Here is a 23,739-nt window from a genome sequence, read left to right as displayed (position 1 = left end):
GCGGTCTTTTTTATTTTATTATATTAAGTTTGTAGTACGCAGTATTAATAATCCGTTGCTGCAGATAAAAGTTCGTAATAAGCCCAGTGATTTTTATCTAAATCGGCAAAATTTTTGCCATTTTCTACTTCTTTATCTAATAAAGACTTATCTATTTTTCTGCCTGTCAAAGAATTTAATATTGTGTCAGCTTCTGCTCTTGTTATATTGGCATCTGGTTTGAAAGTTCCATCTCCATAACCCTTTATTCTTCCATTGCCATAAGCTATATTTATAGCATCTTCTGCCCAGTGGCCTTTAATATCAGTAAATGGAGCTTTAGATACATTGCTCTTGTCCATAGATTTTATTATTTGAACAAATTCAGCTCTTGTAACTAAAGAATCTGGCTTATAACTACCATCAGGATAACCTTTAATTAGCTCTTTTTCATAAATATTATTAATTGCAGAACTGTACCATTTGCCATCAACATCACTCAACTTGCTATTTGTAATATTTTTATCCAAACCTTTTATATTTGAAATCATCATAGCTACTTCGGCTCTAGTGAGTTTAGCATTTGGTTTTATTAAATTGCCTTCGTATCCTTTTATATATGCCTTGTACTTAGTTTCTACAGTTTTTTTGATTTCTGGCATATTCTTGTATATATGTTTTATGCTAATTTTGTTACGCTTGCGATTATTAAATTTATCTTTTTCTCTATTATCATTTTTAGGAAATGGCGAAGGAATATTTTTATCGTTTTCTTTCGGCTTTGGTGTTGGAACCGTGCTATCTTCATTACCTTTTTTAGAAGTGTTTATATCTTTTCTGTATTCATAAACAATAGTCAAATCTTTTTTTGGAATAAAATTTATTTCTTTAGAACTTCCATCTAAAATTTCTTTGATTTCTTGTGGTTTTACTATTTTTTTCTTTAATAAGTCTAAAACCATGCATCTTTTGTGCATCGATGCCATTTGGCTTGGCTGATGTTTTAAATTTTTCATTTTTAGTCCCTTTTTTTGGTTCTATAATTATAGTACTTCCTTCGTTTACTTTTAATAATCCATCTCTATTTACATTGTATACATGTATTTCTTTAAAGTTACCAAGGATATAGGACTCATCTTCATCATCTGGTGTTGGCTTAGGTCGAGGTGTTTCGTCAGTAGCTTTTATAGTAACATCAATTTCATCAGATTTTATTCCTTTTAAATCTTCTGTATGCACTTTCAATTTGTCATCAGAATTTACTACAGTTTCTTCTCCGCCTTCAATTATAATATCGCCTTTTTCTATTCGCTTTTCTCCCTTTGACAATATAACTACAAAAGTAGCAGATTTTTTATCCAGTTCAAGAACTTCAGATTTTGTCAATTTTTTCTCAGTTAAGACATGACCATCTTTAGTGACTACAATTTTATAATTTTCTTTTATATCACTTTCATTCTTTTTGTTTTGAGGAAGTGTGACAAATACTCTATTTGTATCTTTAATAGTCTCTGCTTTTAAAGGTGAATTTGGTTTTATTTTATCTTTTTTGCCCACAATCTTTTCAACTGTAACTGAATTTTGTTTAGTTTTTGTATTAAAATTCGTAACTTTAATTTTTTGACCATTTTTAGCATATTTTGCACTAATTGGAATTCTGATTTTTGAATTTGCTAAACCGAGAGTTGTAGAGTCTTCTTTTAATTTCCAACTATTACCAACTTTTATTACACTTAATTCTTTAGCATCTTCAAATTTTAAGGTAATCTTATCTGCATCTTTAGGTTCTGATACATATAATACATTATCATCTTCATTTATATCACTAACAACTGGTGAAGATAGCTTTTCTTTGTCTTTTAGATAAACTTTCAAGGTCATATTATTTTTTGGCATAGTGAAAGTATTTTCAGTAACTTCATAGTCGTCAATTTGCATTTCTTCTACTTCTAGAAAGTCATTATTTACTTCCACATCAGCGTAAATCTTTTGATTTTCATCTTGCGTATCAAATTTATCCTTTAGCACTTCTCTATTTTTATCATCTTTATGAAATTTAACACTTGGCACTTTGCCATTTTGCGGTTTATATTCTTCATTTTTATAGAAATATTTAGTTGTAATTTCATAATGATTGTTTTTTGGTAAACCATTTATTGGAGGTTGCGGTTCTAATTCGACAATTACCTCAACATCTTCATAAGGCATAATAAAAGTTCTTTCAAAAATAGGATTCCCATCATTTATTCGCATTTTTTTTGCTATATAATTTCCATTATCTATTATTGGATATACATATACTTTTTGCCCAGGCTCTGCAGATGTAATCAATTTTCCATTGCTATTATCCTCCTGAAACTTAATATTTGCCGATTGTTTATAATCTTCTCCATTAAGTATAAATTTCCCACTCAATTTATGTTCTTTACCGAACTCTTCGGGTTTAACATTTATTAAATATATTTTGAGTTCAACATCTTTATCAGGCATTGTAAATATACCAAATTGCCCATTCATTTTTTTATCATCAATATAAATTCCGACATCTGTATAATCGTTACTAATAGCTACATGATAGGCAACTACTTCACCTTTTTTAGCCTTATTAATTTCTTGTCCTGCTAAATTGTCTTTTTTAAAAAATACCGCGTTTGAATTATAACTGAATTCTTTCCCATCCAAAAAGAATTTAGCTTTTAATTCATGCTCTTCTTTTTTATCTTCTGCTGGGGCGGATGCCATTCTCAAATCATTTTGAATACCTTCACTATTTACAATTTTTGACGCTATAGTATCCAACTGTTCTATTTGATCAGTCGCAAAAACATTATATGGCAAACCACTTGAGAGCATTACCACCGCCAAAGAAATAGATAAAATTTTCTTATTAATATTATTTTTATTCATCAGATGAATATCCTCCACATATTTAAAATTTACTATCATTTATAAAATTGAAAAATAATCATAATTTATATATAATTTATTCAATGTATTATCTAATATTTAATTATTCCTACAAAATACACATTATGCGTTATATAATATCACTTGAAACAATAATCATTTATACTATTATCCAATAATATAAAAAAATTTTTTTGACGTCAATAATTTTTGTAAATAAAATTTTACATAATTAAAAAATTTTTCTAATAGTTATTTAAAATGTGAATAATTGGCATAAAACGGTGGCTTTATGTTTATATTAGTAATAATAATTTCAAATTAAAATTCTAATAAATGCACCATACTCTATGAATACTTGTAACAATAAAATAATCTCCATATCCATAGATTAGAACATATTGATTTTTATCTCCCAAAAAATAAAATACCCATATTCTATTAATTATAGAAAATTAGATAAACACTTTTCAAAAAATAACTATCAACAAAAACCTATCAACTTATATTTAATCACTATAAATAATAAATTTTAAATATTAAATTTTATGACTTATTATTTTTATTTACGCATTCTACGATAAAGACTTTATTTAATACTAATATCACTCAATTAAAAAAACAAAATAATCTCAATAATTAATTTTCTATCTCACCCTACCGACTAGAAGAGTTCTTTTTTGAGTATCTAACACATTAAAAAAGACGCTTAAAGCGTCTCTTTTATTTAAAATATTTATTTTCAAAAAGAAAAAGTTTCATTTTCTCATAGCTCTTATCGTCACACGATTTACTCTATCAAAGGTACAAGTGAACAATGTCAAATCATAATCTGTACTTACCATACTTGTTATATCATTACCATCAATAATTTCCATTATGTCAACAGTGTAATATAGACTTCTTCCCAACACATCAGTAAAAATTATTTCATCACCTCTGTCTAATCTTGATATATCTTTAAAATGACTTCGATAATTATGCCCCAGAATAATCAAAGGCTCTAAATATTTCTTTCCTTTGTATCTGTTGGGACAGCTCTTCATTATTTCATAATCCCAAGTTGCTGCTACTGGTAACTTTTTTTGTAATTTTGGAATTTCTAAATAGCCTATTATATCTATCCCATTGATAGTTTTTATAGGATAATTTAGTTCCATTTCAATATCAGGTACTTCCTTTTTTACACCACCTAAATCTTCTAGTCCATTTAAAATTATTTGGCTTTTTTTCTGTGCATTTAGGCTTTCGTAAATATTATTAACTCCAAGTAATATTCCCAATAGTATTAAAAATATTCCCGCAAGTCTCATATTTTTCTTATTTATCTTCATTTTTATCTTCATTTCTTTCGCCTTTAAAACTCAAAATAAAAATAAATAAACCAATGCCAATTAGTATTGGAACAGGCCACCACAACAAACCTGTTTGAGGTAGTTTTTCTTCTTTCTTATTATTCAAGTCGCCTTTTTCCTCTTCGACAGTTTTTTTATTTATATATCCCGAATTATTTTTATCATCAAATTCAAAGTCTTTTTCTATATCTTTTTTGTAATAATTGTTATCTGTATTATTTTCTTCTCTTTTTTCCACAGAAATATCATAAGTTTTATTATCTTCAGAATTATAATAAAAAATTCCAGTCCCTTTATCTAAATCTTTGTCAAAATTGCCATCAAGTTGCGGCAATTCTTCAATGTATTTTTCATCTGTGTTTTTGATATATACTACATTTCCAATCCGATTTATTTTAAATTTTATGTTTTTTAAATTCTGCGGCCAAATAGAATAATATTTTAGAGGATTCAAATCAGAAAAAGTATATCTCCAATTATTCTCTTTAGATAGCCAAATTTTATCTATCAGATTATTATCTTCATCATAAAGTCCAAGCAAAACCTTCTCTACCAGAATTTTATCTTTCCAATCCATAATCACTGTTAATTCCTGAAATTCTTTTTTATCTAATTTTTCAGGCTTTATTTTCATATCGAAACTATCTCCAGTGTATTTAACCAAAACAATATCACTGGCAACTATTTTGTCTGATTCTTCTTTTTTCTCAAACACAAAAAGATAAAATCCACTTTTATCAGTTTTATATATTAATTCATTGTTCTTAGGTTTTAAATTGTCATATGGTTTTATATTATGACTATAAATATAAGACTGTAATTTATACTTAATATTATTTTGTTCTTCAGATGTCAATATATTAAACTTTTCATCTTCATCATAGATATTTAAATTCTTCAAATTTTCAAAATAATATACTTTAATATTTTGAGAGGAGATTATTTTTATCATGCCATCTTCAGCCAATATTGTACTAGGTAGACAAATAAATAAGAGCAATATAGAAAGTAAAGAAAATATTTTTTTCATTTATCGTTTCCTCCTATTTTTGTCTATTATTAATATAATTGCTCCCAATATTAGTGCAGTTGGTATTGTCATAATAGAAGCTACAACAAAAGGTTTTATCCTCACTGCTTCAGCACTTACATGAGATACGTCGAACAAATCATCAATTCTATATCCTCGCACCAATAATCTATGAGTATTTACACCATAAGGTGTGCAGGTCAAAAGAGTAGTGTAGTCTTTTCCTTTTTCTATCAAAATATTATTTATTTCATGAGGTTCAACTATTGTAATCTCATCAACCTTATAAAATAATTCTCTATTCAAAACTCTTATAGTGAATACATCGCCAGGTATCAATTGATCTAGATCAGTAAATAATCTAGCAGACACCAGTCCTCTATGCCCCGTTATCACACAATGTGTACTTTTCCCACCAACTGGCAAAGATGTCCATTCAATATGACCTAGAGCAGATTGAAGAGTCACTTCATCAGTTCCATGAAAGATGGGAAGCCTTATATTGATTGACGGAATATCAACCATCGCCATAGCTTCATTTGCACCAAATTTTAGCATAGAATTATATTCTTTTAATTCGGATAGGCTCATGTCCTGAGAAAACCTCTTTTTTATGAGCCTTTGATTATAATTCTTAGCCTTGTTAAACACATCTTCAATTTCCTTTTCACTCAAAGCCTTAATACTATCATTGTATTCATTGATTATTTTAGTGCTTTTATTTGCATTATATAAATCTGCTATACTCGGATACAATAATAGGGAGATTCCTAGTATAAGAAAAATTACTAATATTAAATTTATTTTATCCCTAAACATTTATCTCCCCTTGAAATTAATCTATTTCGCTATTGCTTTTCTTTCTTGCAATAAGAAGCACTAGAGCACCGAAGAATAAAATTCCACCTGCAGTGTAAATTACCTTACGTCCAATACCACCAGTTTCTGGAAGTTTATTTCCACTCATGTTTTCAATTTTTATTACATTGTCGGATAATTGTTCTTCTTGATTTTCTTCAATAGTCAATTTATATTCTAATTTTGTAGGTTCAGATATATTATCTTCTGCAATAACTAATTTAAATCTATTTTGAAGTTGATTAAAACCATCAGGAGCCTGTGTTTCTTCTATATAATAAGTGCCAGTTTTAAGTCCTTTTATTGTAAAAATTCCAGAATCATCAGTAGTTATCTCTTCTACATCTCCACCTAAAATATAGATTTCGCCTGCATCTTCTTTTGCAAATCTTAGAGCTTCGCCACCAGTTCCTTGTGTGAAGATTTTAAATTTAGCACCTGAAAGTACAATTTCCTCGTCATCTTTTTTGGCAAATTTTTTGATTTGAAAATCAGCAGTTCTAACTTCAGCTGCGGCTTTTATTGGGTCTACACTTGTATCATAATTAAGCTCTGCACTATTTTTGTTAGAATTATCTTCCGTGAAAGTATTGTGATTACTCATATTAGCTTTAGCATTTAATTTCCCTCTATACACAATAGTGATTGTTTTTTTATCTTCGAGTTTATCTCTATCCACAGTGTTATTTTCACCACGCAAGCCTTTTGCTATTTCTTGTACAGTTTTTAACGGGAAATTTATTTCAAGATTCTTTCCATCAGTAAAATTTTTTGTAATTGTATATTTTTCTGCCGCAAAGTCACCTTCATCCATTTGTACTTTTAATGAACCTTCTACAAAGTCTAAGCCTTCAGGTAATACATCTTTTAGTGTATAAGCTGCATTGGCATGATTGTGAACATCAAATGTTATTTTAAAATCAAGTTCTTCTCCTACATTTGCATAAGCTAAATTTTTATAATCATCAGCACTTCCACCCTTAACTGTTTTGGTAAATGTTGGCAAAATATTTTTTTCATAAACTTTCGCCTCATAATCTGTAGAAGTCAAAGAAACTACTGTACCAGCATCAGATTTAACCATAAAATATCCCAGTGGATTTAATCCAGTCCAAGTTGGTTTAGGACTTGTGTTAGTTGAAGCTCCAATAGATTCAAAATTGGCAATTTTATCTTGTAACCATATAGAAAAATCATATGGATTTATTGTTCCATCTCTTAAAGGTTCTGCATTAATTACTTTATAGCTTTCACCTGCTTTAGTAATATTTTTAGTGGACAACAAAGCACTATATTCAGATTTTTGCAATACATTTTCAAATTCTTTTTTAGCTACTGTGTAAGTATATGCACCTACCTCTTCATTGTAAGTCAAATCAAATACTCTATATAGAGTATAATTTTTGCCCTCAGTTGGGTTTTCTACGGTTATCGTTCCTTCACTTGCAGCATCTACTAGGTTAGGAACAAATGTTGTTATAATTAATCCTAATAATAACGCTATTGAAATAAATTTTTTCTTTAGCATATTCATTTTACTTTTCTCCTTTTTTAAATAAATAATAATTTTTATATAATAAAGCTGCCGAGAGTATTATTATTCCCATGGCAACTTTATGAACAAAATTAATTCCAACTCCTCCAGTTTCTGGAAGTTTATAGTTTGTCCTATCTAAATTTATATCAATTATCAGCATACCACCTTGATAGCTTGTTTCCATTCTACCCTTTACCGAATCATTTGGACTAACAACTGGAACAAGCTCGCCATCTACCTCTTTTAAATTTATAAAGAGAGGTCTCTCAATTCCATAATAAATAACATCTTCTTGTCCTTCAATATCACCTGGGTTTTTAGATTGCCTTATTACATACCTAGATCCTTTGTAATAAACTAAATTTAAAATTCTAGTCTGTCCTTTTGAATCCGTTGTAAAAGCTCTTTGTAGGTCTCCACCTTCTTTAGATGGTTTATCTAATCTATATAAAATACCTAAATTTTCAAATTCTCTTCCCATAGTATCGGTCTTACTCTCATCAGCATCACCATAAATTTCAAATTCCATATCACTTATGGCTCTGTTGTGATTGTAATTCTTATCTCTACCATAAACTTGGATTACTACCTCAAATGTATCAGTATATAAATTCTGAATTTTAAAAGTATTCGATGCATCCTCATCTTGATTTAATTCATCTTTTTTAATGATAAATGGATATTCAATTAAATTCTTTTGGACTCCATTGAAGTACGCCTTGCGTTTTACAACAGGATAATTATTATGTTCATAATTTTCTTCACGGATTTGTATTTCATCAAGTTCGAATGGTGAAATTTTCGTAGTACTATCTTCCGCCTCTAAATAATCAAGTTTCCAAATAATCTTTTGTGAATAAGTGGATGAGCTAGCATTTTCATAATTGAGTTCTTTCGAATAAACAACTCCGTCTTTTTCACCAAAGACTATAACCTTAAAATTCGGAAGAACTTCTTGATACTCGGTATAGAGAATATCTTGGAAATTTTTCTCGATTACCAAATTTTTATTTTTATTTGTATTATATATTTCAATATAATTTGTAGTGACTTGTCCATCTAATAACTCACTAGGTTTAATTATGAACTCTTGCGGCTTATTTATAGCTTCTTTTATAGTGTAATAAGTTTTCTGTGCATCTTGAATTTTTACCATTTCGAAATCAATATTTTCTAATTCATTATAAATACTGTTTTCAGGTAGTATCTCTTTTAAACGATATCTGCCTTCTTTTAAATCACGAAATGCAACTGTCCCATTTTCAGAAGTTAAATTACTTCCAATTAATATTTCATCATCGTCTTCAAGTTTATATAAAGCAAATTCAATTCCTTTGACTCTTTGCAATGTGTCTTTGTCATATTTTTTAATTAAGACAACACCGCCATTTGTATATAGATTGTTAAATCTAACATAATTGTACTCTCCCAAAGTTAAAACATCAGACTTTATATTTTTAAGTTCTTCTATCTGATTAGCATCTAAACTCCTCTTAACTTCTAGAGGTCTATCCACGCCATATTTATATTCTTCTATTCTAGAATAAAGAGTTCTTGTATCATCCTTTATGTTTACTCCCTTCTCATGTAAAGTAAATTGTTCGTCTTGAAAAGCTCTCACAACCCACTTTACTTTATATTGTGAAGGTTCATATATTGTTTTAACTCTTTCAATTGAAGAGTATGCAATTGGCATATCGCCCACTTTAGGATATCTCGTCGCAATGGTATTTCCGCTTTCAGTTCTATTAAATGATAGTTTGTATAATACATCGTCATATACTCTACTGCGATCCCCATTACTTCTATTTTCATCAACCATAATGTCAACATGAAAATTCTCAAAAGTGCCATAGCTAGTTTCGTGAGGCTGTCTTATTTTTTCAAGTTCATCAGGTGTCAAGTTTTTAAAAGCTTTTTCTACAATTAATTCTGCAGTTTTGGCATAAACTATACCTTGCAAAAAATTCCCATTATTTGTCTTATTTAAATTTATATAATCGATTTTATAATTATCTGTAGTAATATTTCTCTTATCAGGTTCAAAAATTATATCAGCATCATTTTCAATTGATTTTTTTACAATACCCAATACATTATTAGTTTCTCTGACCCACCCAAGTCCTTGTTCTTTTATAAAATCACTTGTCACTGGCAAGTTGGGTTCATAAAATAGAACTTCATTATTGATATTTTCATTTGTTGTCGGAATTGAACTAATATAATTAAACACCAATTGATTTTCTATATCTTCATTTAATAAATCGGACAATTCATTTGGGAACTGAAGTGAATTATTACTCTTAATCTTATTTTTGATATTATAATCCATTGTTATAACAGAAGTATTATCATGATTTAAATCTAATTCTTGTCCAAAAAATACCCTTCCATAAGCAAGCACTGGGGTGATTGTGACGTTATTTTCTCTTTGCAATGCTTCAGAAGAGCTGATACCTCTTTCAACATCCATTATTCCTTTGCCAAAGTTAAAATAGAAATAAAGAGGAGACGATAACTCCAACCATTTGGTAGTAAGCGGCGATTCATTATTGAAAGGAATGAATAAATCTTCCTCCGCTTTTATATAATCTATAGTTACATTTTCTTTTTTAACGACTATACCGCTGACATCAGTTCCATCTATTTTTTTAGTCATCTCAGTAAAATCAGAATCTTTATCTATTAAATAAGTTATGCCGTCAATTTCTATTTCCCAACCTAACAATCCATATTCTTTGAAATGATCTTTTAATGCTTCATCATTTATATATGTCGGTAAATTATCAAGACTCTGACTCATTCTATATAAATTTGTATACGGATTTTTCACTCCTGCATTCTGTTTATTAAATGCTCGGCCGATTGGTCCCAATTCTTCATAATAACCTTTAGGTATATTATTTGCTAAGCTATTATCCAAATCTTCTGCCCAAACTCTTTCATTAAGTCGAACATTATTTAGCCAATTATTAGCGTGATTTTCATCTGGATTAGTCAACTTGAAATTTAAATTATCTATTATTTTAGCACCTAAATAGTGGTAATCACTGTTATTTAATGGGGTATAAGTGGTAACAACTTTCCATCCATTATCATAACGCAACCTATAATTGCCTTGTGTAATTATGATTTGGTCGTACTTTAAATCATTCTTATAAATACTTAGCTTTGTCTCAGTGGAAGTTAGTTGCAGTTTTCCATCTGCTAAACTTAGGTAATTTCCATTATTATTTTTTATATAATAATGGCCTGGATCACCACTTTGGATAAATTCCCATTCACTTAAATCAAAGTTTTCATCTGCACTTTCAACGGTATGATGTTTTGTATTATCATTTTCAGTCTTTTCATTAAAATGAAGCCAGCCATCTCCTTTAGTAAAATCGTATTGCAAACTGTTATAAACTTGTCTATCCACAAACTCTTGGTGATTTGAATCTTCTGGATTATAAAAATCATCTTGAATATTTGGACTATTACCGATAGTATATTTTCCATTAGAAATATCTGCTAGCTTTTCTGTAGGCATGTTTTCTTGATGTGTAAATCTGGTATTATAAGCCCTATCTCTATCAGTTACACGGTATAGCCTCAAAGGTTCACCTAAATTTCCTACTTTGGAAGCCCAAATAGAATTAAACAGCTGCAGTGATCCGAATTGACTGTAGATATAAAATAAATCCGGGTTATCTTCAGTTGTTGATATTTTTAAAATATCTGAGTCTTTCATAACTTTTGTAGAACCAAAATAAAGTCTTTTATATTCATTATTGCCAGTATCTACATTAGTAAGTTTAAGGCTTTCGTTAAGTTCTTCAAGAGTTTCTGAAGTTATTCTATAGCTCCCATCTGGCATCCTCTTAAAATTAAACATGTCAGCACCTATGAAATATTTTCCCTTACCATTCATAATTTGTCCATTTATATCTTTAGATGAAATAACTGGCAATTTAGTGAGTGCTTTTCTTCTAGATATAATATTAGTAGCTGATTCATTGGATATAATATAGTTTCCATCAGGAACTATCGCCTCAACTAAATTATCTTCATTTTGACCTAAATCTTTAAAAGAACTATCGTCCTCTTTAGCTAGAAATACTCTATTATTATCAGTAGTTGGCCAAGCTTGCCAAGAAGTATGATCTCTCGAGTCTAGATTTATTCCGTAGTTTCTACCAGAAACTTGTGCTTTATTGATTAACTCTACCTCTCCATTTGTATATATTTTCATATTGAACTTAAATTCGTCAGTCATTAGTCTCTGATTAGTGACTTCTTCCTTATTTACAAGTGATAATGCACCATTATTTAACCCAGTGATAACAGGATTTGATATTGTTTTTAAATAATTACCAAAATCATCTTTGATATAAAAAGTATTGGCTTCTCCTTCTACCTTTTCAAATTTCCAATCGCTAGGTTCAGTATATCGATTACTTCTTTTAGGGTCATATTCCAAATAATATTTATCATTTTGTTTATTGAGCAGGACACTGTCAAAATGGTATTGTGATGGGGAAGTATACTTTGAATCAACTAAATTAGACGACAAACTTCTATAGACACCCGCTGCCGTACCTGCTCTTTCACTTACAATAATAAATTCAGCAGATTCAGGCATGTTGTTCAAATCTTGAGTACTTAATTTTTTATAAACTGAACCTATTCTATTTTTAATAAATTGATGATAGGAATAATCTATATTTTCATCTATGTCGTAGGTTTGACGGACTTCATATTTATTATTAGAACTATTATATACAAGTATTAAAGGTTTATCTCCTAAACTTTCAGCACTTTGTATCCTAACTTTGCCTGGATATTTCGCATTTTCAAAGAGTTTAAATTTAGTAGGTGTCGAACTATAACTTATGTCGCCACCTGCAAAAGATAGGTACCATCTATTGATTTTATTCTGAATAGTGTAAGTATTGTCAGTGTTTTTATTAATCGCAAAAGAAGTGTAATAATCTCTATTATCTAAATTCTTAAATTCAAATGGTCTTTCAGTATTTAAACCGCCATTTCTCGCAACTACATCATCTAAATTTAAATTTAAACCCACTAAACCATCGTTAGTTAATGACATTGTCTTTATTTCATTTGCAGAAGAAGGCGTGATTATTGTATATTCATCATGTGGAAGCCTAACTTCTGTCCATGAAGATTGTTTAATTATTGCAAATACCGAAAAACCTTTGGTATTAAATACAACTTCTTCCACTTTATCTTCATTATCTAATTGAACTTCTGTAGGCAAAATTTTAAGCCCATCTTTATCAAAATGAGCCACCAATATTTCTTCTTCACTACTTTTAGACATACTATAATCTTCTAGAGAAAAGTTAATTGTGGCATCTTCGGAAACAGGAAGATATTCTCCTTCTGATGTATAAAAAGAAATATCAAACAATAAAACTTCTTCGACTTTGCCATCTATTTTATCTTCAATTTGATTAATTTTTTTAATAAATTCACTATCTTTATTAAAATCAAATTCTCTAAATAGCGCATCATCTTTTTCTGCATTAAGTTTTATTTGTTCAAAAATAGTGGAGTTATTTATTATTCTATTATCATCTTTATCTAATAAATAATCTTTATAAGAAAAATAATTTAATTTGTTATAAACATCGCCGTCTTCAATATTTTTATTTTCAATTGGAGATATTTTTAACACTGCATTTTCAGGCAACAACGAATTAAGAACTTTAACCTTACCAAAAATTTTGCCGTTATTATATGAAAAATCAATATCTCTTTTAATTAAAATATCGTTTTGTTCTTTCTCTTCTTCAATGTATTCTTTAGTTAATTCTTCTGATTCTTCGTTAAAATCAATGTTTTTATTATCTTCTATCTTTTTCTCTTCTTTATTATCTTCTATTTTTTTGTTTAAATCTTCTTCTAACTTTTTCTCCTCATAATCATAGGGTTTTAATTGAAAATCCTCACTAGGCTTTTCATCTTCATCTGGGGTATCTTTATTGACGTCATCTAATTGCAAGCTTTCTGAAACATAGTTATCATTGTCAATAGGAATATTATTATCAATAGCTTTATTCTTTTCAATGGTAATGGCAGGTAAAATCAATGCATATGAGGTAATAAACACAACAACAGCAGCGAGACCAACAAAGATTTTATGAAGTTTTTTATTTAATATCTTTTCTCTATAGATATTAGCTATTTTTTCGAAAATTTTATTTTTCAATTCTATCTCACCTTAAAATAAGTTAATTAATATTTCCTAAATTATTTATTGGCCATATCCTAAAAACAATTCTACCGACAATTTGCTCATCTGCTATTGCTCCTACTACTTGATTTCTGGAATCTATTGACGTTTGGCGATGATCTCCCAGTACAAACCATCTATTTTCTGGAACTTGATAAGGAAGTCTTATAGTTATCTCTCCATAGGCTTTGTCTTTGATATAAGTTTCCTCAAGCTTTTCATTATTTACATAAACATTTCCATCATAATCAAAATCAACAATATCTCCAGGACCTGCAATTATCCTTTTGACCAACAGTTTATTTCCATAATATAAGCCCACAACATCCCCTCTGCTATAAGACTTAGACTTTAAACTCAGCACTATATCGCCCTCAGAAATAGCTGGAATCATAGAATTTCCATATATTTGAAGTATAGGCATCCACAAAGTCGCAACTAAAATGGCAACTGCCGTAACTACAATTAATCCATATATTGTGGATCTTACAGCTTTATTAAATTTTATCTTTTTATTTACTCTATCTAATTCTTCTTCAAGATTAGAAATATTCGGTATTTCCTTCAAATTTTTATTGTTTTTTAATAGCATAAATTACGAATCTTCTCCATTTTCATTTATGTATTTTAAATTATTTAAATATAACTCTGCCGCTTCATCAGCTTTCTTAAAAATATTCACGAGTTCTAGCGAAGCTTCTGCCAAAGAACCAGCTTTAGCTGATATTATATGTATATTCTCCAACTCTCTTTCTTTTTGTTGTAATTTTACTTTAAGTTCTTCATTTTCTTTCATCTGATCAATGAGAAGCTCAAGCAATTCTTTTCTAGATAATTTTCGTATATTATTAGTGTCCATAATCTCTCCAAAACAATACATAATATCCATTTAGAAAACGATGTTCTAAAAATCCACTATTAATATTAATAACACTTAAAAATTTTATATATAAATAATTTCTATATTTTTATTTTTTCACATATAAACATTATTGTATAAACATATAAAATGATTATTATATGAAATTATTGTATAGTATTATTATATCAAATATTTAGTATTTTGCATTTCTTTATATAATAATTCCACAAGAAAATTAAGATTTTAGCTAGATAAAATCGATTAATTTATCAACATAATAAAATATTCTTTAAATGTTCAATTGTTTTTATATATAAATTGTTATACTCTAATTAAATGTGAATTAAAATCAATTAATATATAAAAATATAATGTTAACGTTATTTTCTTTATGGCTGATTTTCTGAAAAAGTTAATTTTCATAAAAAAAAGACTGCCCTCGCAGTCTTTTAACTTTATTCTATTGTTATAATTCTATTTACTCTATCTCTACAGAATTTGCACTGTCGATTCTTATATTCGTGTTATAAAATTCTTCTAGTGCTTTTACTGCATAGTAGACATCTTTTGCTCCTCCTGTTTCGTAATTAGAGTGCATTGCTAGTTGTGCAAGACCAATATCTACTGCATGTACTGAAACTTGTGTATTGGAAAGATTTCCAAGTGTAGAGCCTCCTACAATGTCGCTTCTATTTGCAAAGTGTTGATAAGGCACTCCTGCTCTAGATACTATCGTTTTAAATATTGATTGGCTAAATGCGTCTGATGTGTATTTTTGGTTTGCAGCTTCTTTTATAACTATTCCACCATTCATAAATGTTTTGTTCTCATCATCTGTTTTTTCTGGATGATTTGGATGAACTGCATGTGCATTGTCACATGAGACTAAATAACTTTTGCTAATTGCTTTAAAATATTCTTCTTCTTTATAACCCAGATTATTATTTATTCTCTTTAATGTGTCATATAGAAAAGTGGACATAGCTCCTTGTTTTGTATTAGAGCCAACTTCTTCATTGTCAAAACAAGCATACACATTTATAGCTTTATCATTTTGTGAAGATATAAATGCTTTCATTGAAGTAAATGCACATTCAAGATCATCTAATTTTGGTGTAGATATAAATTCTTTTTCTACTCCCCAAATTTTACCTTCTTGTCTATTTACTAAAAATAAGTCTTTAGCTATTATCTCTTCTTCTGATACTCCAACTTCTTCTGCAATCATTTTATCGTATGAGCCTTTTTCGAGTTCTCCAGCTGAAAATAGTGGACAAAGATCTACTTGTCTATTATATTTGTATCCGTCATTTATATTTCTATTAAAATGAATTGGTCCATTTGGAATAATTAAGATATCTTTATCTATATATAATAATTTTGATTCAATTTTATTTCCATTCTTCGCTAGAACTCTGCCAGCTAATGTAAGCGGTTTATCAAACCAAGTTGAATCTATAACTCCACCATATGCTTCTACATTTAATTTTATATAATCATCAGGTCCTTCAAGTTCAGGAACACTTTTTACTTTAAATGTTGGTGAATCACTGTGCGATGCTGTCATTTGGAAGTGATAATCGCTCAAATCTTTGCCAATTTTAAAAGCAATTAAACTTGATCCATTTCTAGTTGTATAATAAGTTTTTCCTTTTTCTAAATTCCAGTCTTCTCCTTCATTTAAATAGATATAATCTTCTTTTTCCATGTATTTTTTTATATTGTCTATAGAGTGAAACATACTTGCACTTTTTTTATTAAATTCAAGTAGTTCCTCTGCTAATTCTAAATATTTCATGATTTCACCTCTAATTTATTTTTACCTTAATACTATTTATTAAAACAAAAGAGCCGGATAGCCGACTCTTTAATTTTAAATTATTTTTCAATTCCTAGTTTTTTGTCTTCACGAGCACGAAGTACTGGAAGAATCATACCAAGTGCTATTAAAACTACTGGTGTGATAATATTTAACATCATTTGGAATGGATCATCTGAGATTATTCCAAGTAAACAGCACGCTGCTGTCACGAAGAAACACCATCCACCGAAAAATAAAGCTATTCCGTTGCCTTTTACGAATTTATATTCTCTTGGAAACTCATTAGTTTTCTTTCTAAGTGCAATATATGCTACGAATACCCATAAATAACGCAGTGGCATTACTATAGAATTTAATTTTGTAAGCTGTCTTAATACTGCTGCTGCACCTGGTGCTACTATTTGGGCTACTATTATTGCACCACAAAGAATAACAATAAGTTTTATACCGTTTATAAATGCACCATATTTATTCTTTTTAAGAAGAGTTCTTGGGATAAATTTATTTGCTCTGTCATCTTCTAATAACATTCTAAGTGGAGCATCAATACTTACAACTAATGTAGAGAATTGTCCAATTGTATTACATAGTGCATAAATAATCATCAATGTGTTGCCTATTCCGTAATATTCACCAAGCTGTTGGAAAGCCATATATGCACCATTAGCTAAATATGAGTCAAAAGCTTCTGGACTTGCGTTTATAAGTTCAGGGTCAAACATCATTCCCATTGCTATAGTGCCAAAGATAGCTGAAATAATTACCATAATTGCTGCAAATATCATCGCTTTAGGAAAAGCTCTAGAAGGGTCACCTTCCATTTTATTTACATATGGACTCATTTTTTCAATTCCACCAACTGCAAAAACAAGAATTGACAGTGAAGTGAAATACTTCATGTCAAAAGTTGGTATCAAATTGTCAAAAGTCCAGTCTGCTGATAAATATCCTCCACCTGGATTAATTTTAGGTGCAGCAAACATCATCAAAATATATAAAATCGACATAACAAACATAGATGAACCTGCAAGAGTTGCAAGGTTTTTAAGAGGGTTAATACCCCTACTAGCTACCCAACAGAAAAATAAAAATACAACAAGGGTTGCAACTTGAATATATATTGTCGGTATAGCATCATAAGCTTCAGAACTTTGGAAAATCATCCAAGATAAAGCCTTAAGTCCACCTGATCCTTTGGAGGCAATATATGTTATGTGACAAGCCCAATAAGTCCATCCAGCATAATATGCAAGTTTTTCGTTAGTTGTAGAGCGAATCCACGAAGTTACTCCTCCACCTTCATTTTTAAATGCACTACCTAATTCTCCAACCATAAAAGCGTTTGGAATAAAATAAAGTAGAAACATCATTATCCACGAGAATATAACTTGAACGCCATTAAAATATAAGAATCCATTTACAACGTTACCAAAACCCCAAAGAGTAGAAAACGCCATAAATGATAGCATATACCATTTAATTCTCTTTTCTGATTCTATCAATTTTCTTTCTCCTTTCGATATGTTTTTCATATAAAAATATATGTATTTATTTGTATGTAGTTTAATAAAAAGAAGATTATCTTATATATTATAAAATAAATATAATTTCTGTAAAATTTGAAAATTGGTTTTTAATATTCAAAAATTCAATCAAATTATTATAAGAATTTGTCTTTTTGTTAAACTCTAACACATCACTATTATATATTTAAATAATGTTCAAGTCTACCGATTTATTTATATTACTACAGAAAAATCTTTATTTTTGGGCTTTAAACGGATAAGTATTTTTTTATTTATATTTGAAAAATTTGTTAAAATCTATAAAATAATCATGATTAAATAGTATATTATGCCATTTTAATTGCCATGTAAAATTGTACTAAATATTCAGGTTTGTATTTTAATATTTTAAAATTATTTGAATAAATAAAATATTTTGAATTTAATTAATATAATGAAAAACTTATCTGTGTTATGATGTTGATATTTAAAAATTGATGATACCAAAAAACTGACCTCTAGATATTCTAAAGGTCAGTTTTAAAAGTATTACTATATTATATTTTATTTTCTTTTATTCCAAGCTGTTATATCTGAAAGATACGGTTTTAATACATCAATATTTTCAGGTACAAATACTGGATCTTTACCTTGTTTTAATTGGTCAAAATAATCGTAATAAGTCGCCACGGCAAGTTTTCCAATTACCATTAAAGCAATAAGATTTATTACAGCCATTATTCCCATAAACACATCCCCTGTGTTCCATACAACTGAGAAATCACCAATTGAACCTAAAAATACAAAACCAAGCACAAGAACTCTGTAAATATTTAATGCCCCTGTTCCAAATCCTAAATTCAAAATATTATTTTCTCCATAATAGTAGTTACCAATTACAGAAGAGAACGCGAACATAAATACACAAAATGTCAAGAAATGTCTTGCCCATGGTCCAAGTTCACTTACTAGTGCAGCTTGAGTAATTCCAAGTCCTTGAAGCTCAGGATTAGTATATACTCCTTCACCTGCAATAATAACCACAAAAGCAGTTGCTGAACATACAAGTATTGTATCAAGATAAACTCCAAGAGCTTGAATTAAACCTTGTTTTGCAGGGTGAGATACATCTGCTACAGATGAAGCGTTTGGAACAGCTCCCATTCCAGCTTCATTTGAGAATAAACCACGTCTAACACCATTTAATATTGCAGTTCCAAATAGTCCTCCAAAACCTGCTTTGAAATTAAATGCTTCTGAGAAAATCAAGCCAAACATGTGAGGAACCTTTGTAATATTTGTTATTAATATGAAAAGTACCATAGCCATGTATGCAATAGCCATCACAGGCACAAGAAGTGATGTAATGTCTGCAATTCTCTTTAGTCCACCAAATATTATAAAAGCTGCTATGATTATAACAATAAGTCCTATCACCCATGGTGCAACATCAAAAGAATTTGTAAATCCTGAAGCTATTGTGTTTGCTTGCATTGCATTAAACATAAATCCATAAACAACACAAATTACTATTGAAAAAAGTGTTCCCAGTATTGGTTTTTTTAATGTCTTGTTCATATAATAACCAGGTCCACCTTTAAAAGTGCCATCTGGATTAGTTTCCTTAAAAATTTGTCCCAATGTATTTTCAACAAATGATGATGCTCCTCCTATTAAAGCAGTTATCCACATCCAAAATACTGCACCAGGACCACCTACAGAAATTGCAGCTGCAACTCCTACTATATTTCCAGTACCAATATGTGATGCTGCCGAAATAGTAAATGCTTTAAAAGGCGAAATTGCATCTTTGTTATCTGACTTTGCTGAAATTAATTTAACTGCATGGCCAATATTTCTAAATTGACCACCTTTAATTTTGAAAGTAAAATATAAACCTAAACCTAATAGTAAAGGTATAAGCATATATGTATATATCGTATCACTTAAAAAACCTGTTAATTCTTTAAAAGCTTCCATTATTATCTCCTTTATTCATGTAAAAAAATATTTAATCTTATCTCATCTGATAGCAAATCTAGTAGATGTTTTCCTCTAATACTGTTGCCCGACTCATCTAGACGAGGACTGTATGTCACAATCGCACATCTGCCCGGGACTATGCCAAGAATTGCACCACTTACACCAGATTTAGCAGGAAATCCTACTTCCATCAAAAATCTACCACTTTCCTCATACATCCCACAAGATGCCATTTGAGAAAGAACAATTCTTACAATATCTTCAGATATAAGTTGTTCTCCTTTTGAATTTTTGCCGCCATTTGCAAAAACAGATCCCAGCCTTGCAAGTTCTGTGGCCTTTATGCCTATTGAACAATCTCTAATGTAAAGATCTAGCACCTCTTCAACAGGCTTTTCAAAAATACCTTTGCTCTTTAAATAATATGTGATAGCTCTATTTACATCAGTTGTCTTCATTTCTGAATTGTAAACTTTATATAAGAAATTTACCTCTTCTGACTCAGCCAACTTTTGGACAAAAGTTAATACCCTATCAAATCTATCATCTACATCATCACCCTTAATAAGAGAGGCTGTTGTAATTGCACCTGCATTAATCAAAGGATTGGAAGCTCTGTCATCTATAGGAATTAATGAATTAAATTTATAAGGAGTAGGTTCTGTACCAACTTTAGAAAAAACTAATTCCTTTCCATTATCTAAAAGTGCCATAGTAAGAGATATAATCTTTGAAATTGATTGCATAGAAAATACAGTATCTAAATCACCAAATTCATAAACTTTGCCATCTACTGTAACTATAGAAAGTGCGAAACCATCAGGGTCCACATTTGCAAGTTCAGGAATATAAGTAGCTACTTCACCCTCACCTATATATTTTTCACTAACTCTTATGGCTTTTTCAATTTTTTCAATTATATTATCTTCTTTTAACATTATTTCACCCCCTTAAACGATTTAGTCAGCTCAATAGCTAAAACTATTATATCGTAAATTTCTATTATTTTAAACTATTTTCTAATTTACACCATTAAAACTAAAATCTTTTTTGATAAATCTACATTATCATTTAAATTAAGTTATATAGATGATATTATATATAAAACAGATATTCAGAAAGTGTTAGGTGGTTTTATACATGAAAAGTAAACAAATAGATTTATTTAACGATTCAATAGAAAAAGATTTCGATAAATCTTCTTTATTTACAATTTGCAATAACAAAAAAGTAGAACTTTCCATTGAAGAAATTTTTGATTACAATAAATATTCTAAATTCATAGGTGTGACTTATTCAATTTCGCCAGAGTTCATAAACGAATACTTGCAAAATTTTGGCAATTCTATAATAGTAGTAGGTATATATGATGATTTTATGAAATCTGCCGCTAATCAAATGGCAAAAAACATTCAGGCTCAATTTAGTAGAGATGTATCCTTGGAAGCTGTAAATCTATTTCAAAATCTATCTACATCTTCAAAAGTAAAAATTAATAATAAAAAAATTGAGGTCAGAGTACCTACACCTTATACCATTCACTCTAAATTTTATCTTTTAGAAAATGATGATGGGGACAATCGCATAATATTAGGCTCTGCCAACTTATCATATCAAGCTTTTGATAAAAAGATACCTCAGTTCGAAAATATTATAATTTTTGATAATCACCCTCTTTACGATTTATATAAATCATATTTTGAAAATGATTTAAAGCCGCTTCTTGGTGAATACTTCCCCAGCGAAGTGTTAAAAATTAATTCACGTGAAATAAAAAAAATTACTAAAGATGATGAAATTAATTTAGATAAAGTTTTTGCACTCACTAACGAAAACATTGATAAAATTCGTACCAAAGCACCAATAGACACAATTGATAATCTAAAAGAAAAAGTAGCTATAGGTCTTGTACCCGATTCCGTTTTTAATGAAATGAAAAATATTGATGAGGATAAAAATACAATTGACAATAAAGTTAAAGAAAAACAACAAATTGAAGAGCTTGCTTATGAACTTGTAAAAGAATCGATAAATCCTCGTCTCAAAAAACCAAACCTCAAGAAAAACTTTGATGCTCCTAAAATAATAACAAGAAAAATTAATGTTATGACTTCTAATTTTCAGGATAAAAATTTGACTAGAAGCCAGTTATATAGTAAACCAGGTGAAAGGAATATATCAAATGGCAAGACAGGGCTATTTGTACCCCTCGAAAGCAACAAAAATAGATTGCAAATTTACGGCAAAAAAGCCAGTGCTGAAGAAATAGAAAAATCTTTAAAGGCCCTAAACAACTTTATGCGAACTTTTGATAAATACGTATATAAATATACTGACGGTTATGGTGAAAGAATAATGGAAGTAATCCTATATGCTTTTACTTCGCCTTTTATTTACGAACTTAAGAAAATGTTGGATTTACCCGAGAGTAGACTAGATATACCACAATTTTTATTTATTGGCGGAACCGCTGGTTCAGGCAAATCATCGCTACTTAAAGTATTGACAAAAATGATTGGCCTTGACAACAAACCTTATTGGGTTTTTGATAATTTATATGAAGGGCATAATGACAAGTCCAACAAAATTAATATATTAAAAGCTTGGATGAGCGAAGAAAATGTAAATCCAATTTTAGTTGATGAAATAAACCCATGGTTTTTTAATAATAATAATTATGGGACTGACTTAATAAAAACAATTGCCAACAAAAATGTAAACGAGATAAATCCGTTCCCAGTACTTATAGCAACTACAAACTCCGATGGTTATTCATTGCCGCCAGAGGCCAGAAGAAGAAGTTATTTTCTTAAAATAGACAAAATATTTGACCCCGACCATAGAAAAGACTCCCAACAAATTTATCAAGAAATATACAATAATATAGACTCCACACTTTTTCTAGATTTCATATATAGAATGTCACTGAGAATCGAAAACAAAGATATGTATGACTGGAATTATTATTCTAAATCATGTGGTCTAATTGACTTTTTGCATCAATCAAGAGAAATTTTTAAAGAATATTATCATGAAACTAATATGCCTATACCAAGATATTTCCCAGAAGATAGATATAATGACGATAGCGAATCTGCACAAGAAAAATGGCGAAAATTATATAAGAGTTCCTCTCAAAAATTTTTCACTTTTGACGAAAAAACAAATCATATGTTTTTTAAATTATCCACAATTGACGAAAACTCGTTCCAAATTTATGGGGGTAAAAAACTCTCGCAAGTTTATGCCGATGCCATACCCCAAAAGATTTTAATAGGTTCATCTCATGGTGTAACAGATTTAGAATTTGATGCTACAGGTTTTTTTGAATGGATTGAAGAATTAAATCCCTATAGATATTATTACAAAGATAAATTAAAAGAAATGTTTCAAAATAACCATTTCTCTTTTACAATAAATGATGATGAAATTATATTAGATTTAAATAAACTGACCGAAGACAGTAATATGAAAAACTTATATTTAGATAAAATACCTAAAGATATAATATCAAAACAACAAGATAATTTAGTGTTCTTGGACAAAGAAAAGTTTTACAATTGGCAAGGTATGGAATACAAAAAGACTTTTTTCGAGAAGATTTTTGGTAAATAATTTTTAAAAACAAAACCTGATAATGAGGTTTTGTTTTTTTGATTA

The 23,739-nt window shown here is 29.2% G+C and carries 14 protein-coding genes; 1 reads left to right on the top strand and 13 read right to left on the bottom strand.

All coding sequences use genetic code 11. The features are described 5' to 3' along the window. Positions 1-44 precede the first annotated feature (44 nt). The 13 genes from ABID14_RS03465 to glsA all read right to left on the bottom strand — a co-directional run bounded on the left by ABID14_RS03465 (position 45) and on the right by glsA (position 21,020). Positions 45-641, bottom strand: coding sequence for an S-layer homology domain-containing protein (locus ABID14_RS03465; RefSeq protein WP_354367517.1), 597 nt, complete (start codon positions 639-641; stop codon positions 45-47). A 226-nt stretch (positions 642-867) separates the two neighbouring features. Beyond that, positions 868-2,886 carry a synaptonemal complex protein 1 gene (locus tag ABID14_RS03460; RefSeq protein ID WP_354367172.1) on the bottom strand — a complete coding sequence of 673 codons (2,019 nt, stop codon included), beginning with the start codon at positions 2,884-2,886 and terminating at the stop codon, positions 868-870. A gap of 758 nt (positions 2,887-3,644) precedes the next feature. Further along, positions 3,645-4,232 carry a sortase gene (locus ABID14_RS03455; RefSeq protein WP_354367170.1) on the bottom strand — a complete coding sequence of 196 codons (588 nt, stop codon included), beginning with the start codon at positions 4,230-4,232 and terminating at the stop codon, positions 3,645-3,647. Beyond that, a complete protein-coding gene (locus ABID14_RS03450) occupies positions 4,207-5,271 on the bottom strand; it encodes a hypothetical protein (protein ID WP_354367168.1) in 1,065 nt (354 codons plus the stop codon). The genes ABID14_RS03455 and ABID14_RS03450 overlap by 26 nt, the downstream gene beginning before the upstream one ends. Further along, the gene (locus ABID14_RS03445; protein WP_354367166.1) at positions 5,272-6,090 is read right to left on the bottom strand and encodes a class C sortase; all 819 of its coding nucleotides are present in this window, start codon (positions 6,088-6,090) and stop codon (positions 5,272-5,274) included. A 16-nt stretch (positions 6,091-6,106) separates the two neighbouring features. Beyond that, the gene (locus ABID14_RS03440) at positions 6,107-7,663 is read right to left on the bottom strand and encodes a SpaA isopeptide-forming pilin-related protein (protein WP_354367164.1); all 1,557 of its coding nucleotides are present in this window, start codon (positions 7,661-7,663) and stop codon (positions 6,107-6,109) included. Position 7,664: 1 nt separating this feature from the next. Further along, positions 7,665-13,883 carry an MSCRAMM family protein gene (locus tag ABID14_RS03435; protein WP_354367162.1) on the bottom strand — a complete coding sequence of 2,073 codons (6,219 nt, stop codon included), beginning with the start codon at positions 13,881-13,883 and terminating at the stop codon, positions 7,665-7,667. Between the two features lie 22 nt (positions 13,884-13,905). Continuing rightward, positions 13,906-14,499 (bottom strand): signal peptidase I, encoded by a 594-nt coding sequence (gene lepB, locus ABID14_RS03430; RefSeq protein ID WP_354367160.1) that lies wholly within the window; start codon positions 14,497-14,499, stop codon positions 13,906-13,908. 3 nt (positions 14,500-14,502) lie between these two features. Next, positions 14,503-14,766, bottom strand: coding sequence for a hypothetical protein (locus tag ABID14_RS03425; RefSeq protein WP_354367158.1), 264 nt, complete (start codon positions 14,764-14,766; stop codon positions 14,503-14,505). Between the two features lie 481 nt (positions 14,767-15,247). Further along, entirely contained in the window at positions 15,248-16,567 is a 1,320-nt protein-coding gene (locus tag ABID14_RS03420) for a M18 family aminopeptidase (RefSeq protein WP_354367156.1), read from the bottom strand. A gap of 80 nt (positions 16,568-16,647) precedes the next feature. Further along, positions 16,648-18,093 carry an APC family permease gene (locus ABID14_RS03415; protein WP_354367154.1) on the bottom strand — a complete coding sequence of 482 codons (1,446 nt, stop codon included), beginning with the start codon at positions 18,091-18,093 and terminating at the stop codon, positions 16,648-16,650. 567 nt (positions 18,094-18,660) lie between these two features. Continuing rightward, complete coding sequence (locus ABID14_RS03410) at positions 18,661-20,076, bottom strand: alanine/glycine:cation symporter family protein (RefSeq protein ID WP_354367152.1); 1,416 nt, start codon at positions 20,074-20,076, stop codon at positions 18,661-18,663. Between the two features lie 11 nt (positions 20,077-20,087). Next, the gene (glsA, locus tag ABID14_RS03405) at positions 20,088-21,020 is read right to left on the bottom strand and encodes a glutaminase A (protein WP_354367515.1); all 933 of its coding nucleotides are present in this window, start codon (positions 21,018-21,020) and stop codon (positions 20,088-20,090) included. Positions 21,021-21,219: 199 nt separating this feature from the next. On the opposite strand from glsA, the gene ABID14_RS03400 reads away from it, so the two are divergent. Further along, positions 21,220-23,694, top strand: coding sequence for a phospholipase D-like domain-containing protein (locus ABID14_RS03400; RefSeq protein WP_354367150.1), 2,475 nt, complete (start codon positions 21,220-21,222; stop codon positions 23,692-23,694). Positions 23,695-23,739 lie beyond the last annotated feature (45 nt).

The organism is Peptoniphilus olsenii, from assembly GCF_040545475.1.
Classification (GTDB): Bacteria; Bacillota; Clostridia; order Tissierellales; family Peptoniphilaceae; genus Peptoniphilus_A; species Peptoniphilus_A olsenii.
This window is presented reverse-complemented; position numbering and strand designations above follow the sequence as displayed.

Excerpts from the sequence above, each read along its gene's own strand:
- ABID14_RS03465 (WP_354367517.1), bottom strand. The coding sequence starts at position 641 with ATGCCAGAAATCAAAAAAACTGTAGAAACTAAGTACAAGGCATATATA.
- ABID14_RS03460 (WP_354367172.1), bottom strand. The coding sequence starts at position 2,886 with ATGAATAAAAATAATATTAATAAGAAAATTTTATCTATTTCTTTGGCG.
- ABID14_RS03455 (WP_354367170.1), bottom strand. The coding sequence starts at position 4,232 with ATGAAGATAAAAATGAAGATAAATAAGAAAAATATGAGACTTGCGGGA.
- ABID14_RS03450 (WP_354367168.1), bottom strand. The coding sequence starts at position 5,271 with ATGAAAAAAATATTTTCTTTACTTTCTATATTGCTCTTATTTATTTGT.
- ABID14_RS03445 (WP_354367166.1), bottom strand. The coding sequence starts at position 6,090 with ATGTTTAGGGATAAAATAAATTTAATATTAGTAATTTTTCTTATACTA.
- ABID14_RS03440 (WP_354367164.1), bottom strand. The coding sequence starts at position 7,663 with ATGAATATGCTAAAGAAAAAATTTATTTCAATAGCGTTATTATTAGGA.
- lepB (WP_354367160.1), bottom strand. The coding sequence starts at position 14,499 with ATGCTATTAAAAAACAATAAAAATTTGAAGGAAATACCGAATATTTCT.
- ABID14_RS03425 (WP_354367158.1), bottom strand. The coding sequence starts at position 14,766 with ATGGACACTAATAATATACGAAAATTATCTAGAAAAGAATTGCTTGAG.
- ABID14_RS03420 (WP_354367156.1), bottom strand. The coding sequence starts at position 16,567 with ATGAAATATTTAGAATTAGCAGAGGAACTACTTGAATTTAATAAAAAA.
- ABID14_RS03410 (WP_354367152.1), bottom strand. The coding sequence starts at position 20,076 with ATGGAAGCTTTTAAAGAATTAACAGGTTTTTTAAGTGATACGATATAT.
- ABID14_RS03400 (WP_354367150.1), top strand. The coding sequence starts at position 21,220 with ATGAAAAGTAAACAAATAGATTTATTTAACGATTCAATAGAAAAAGAT.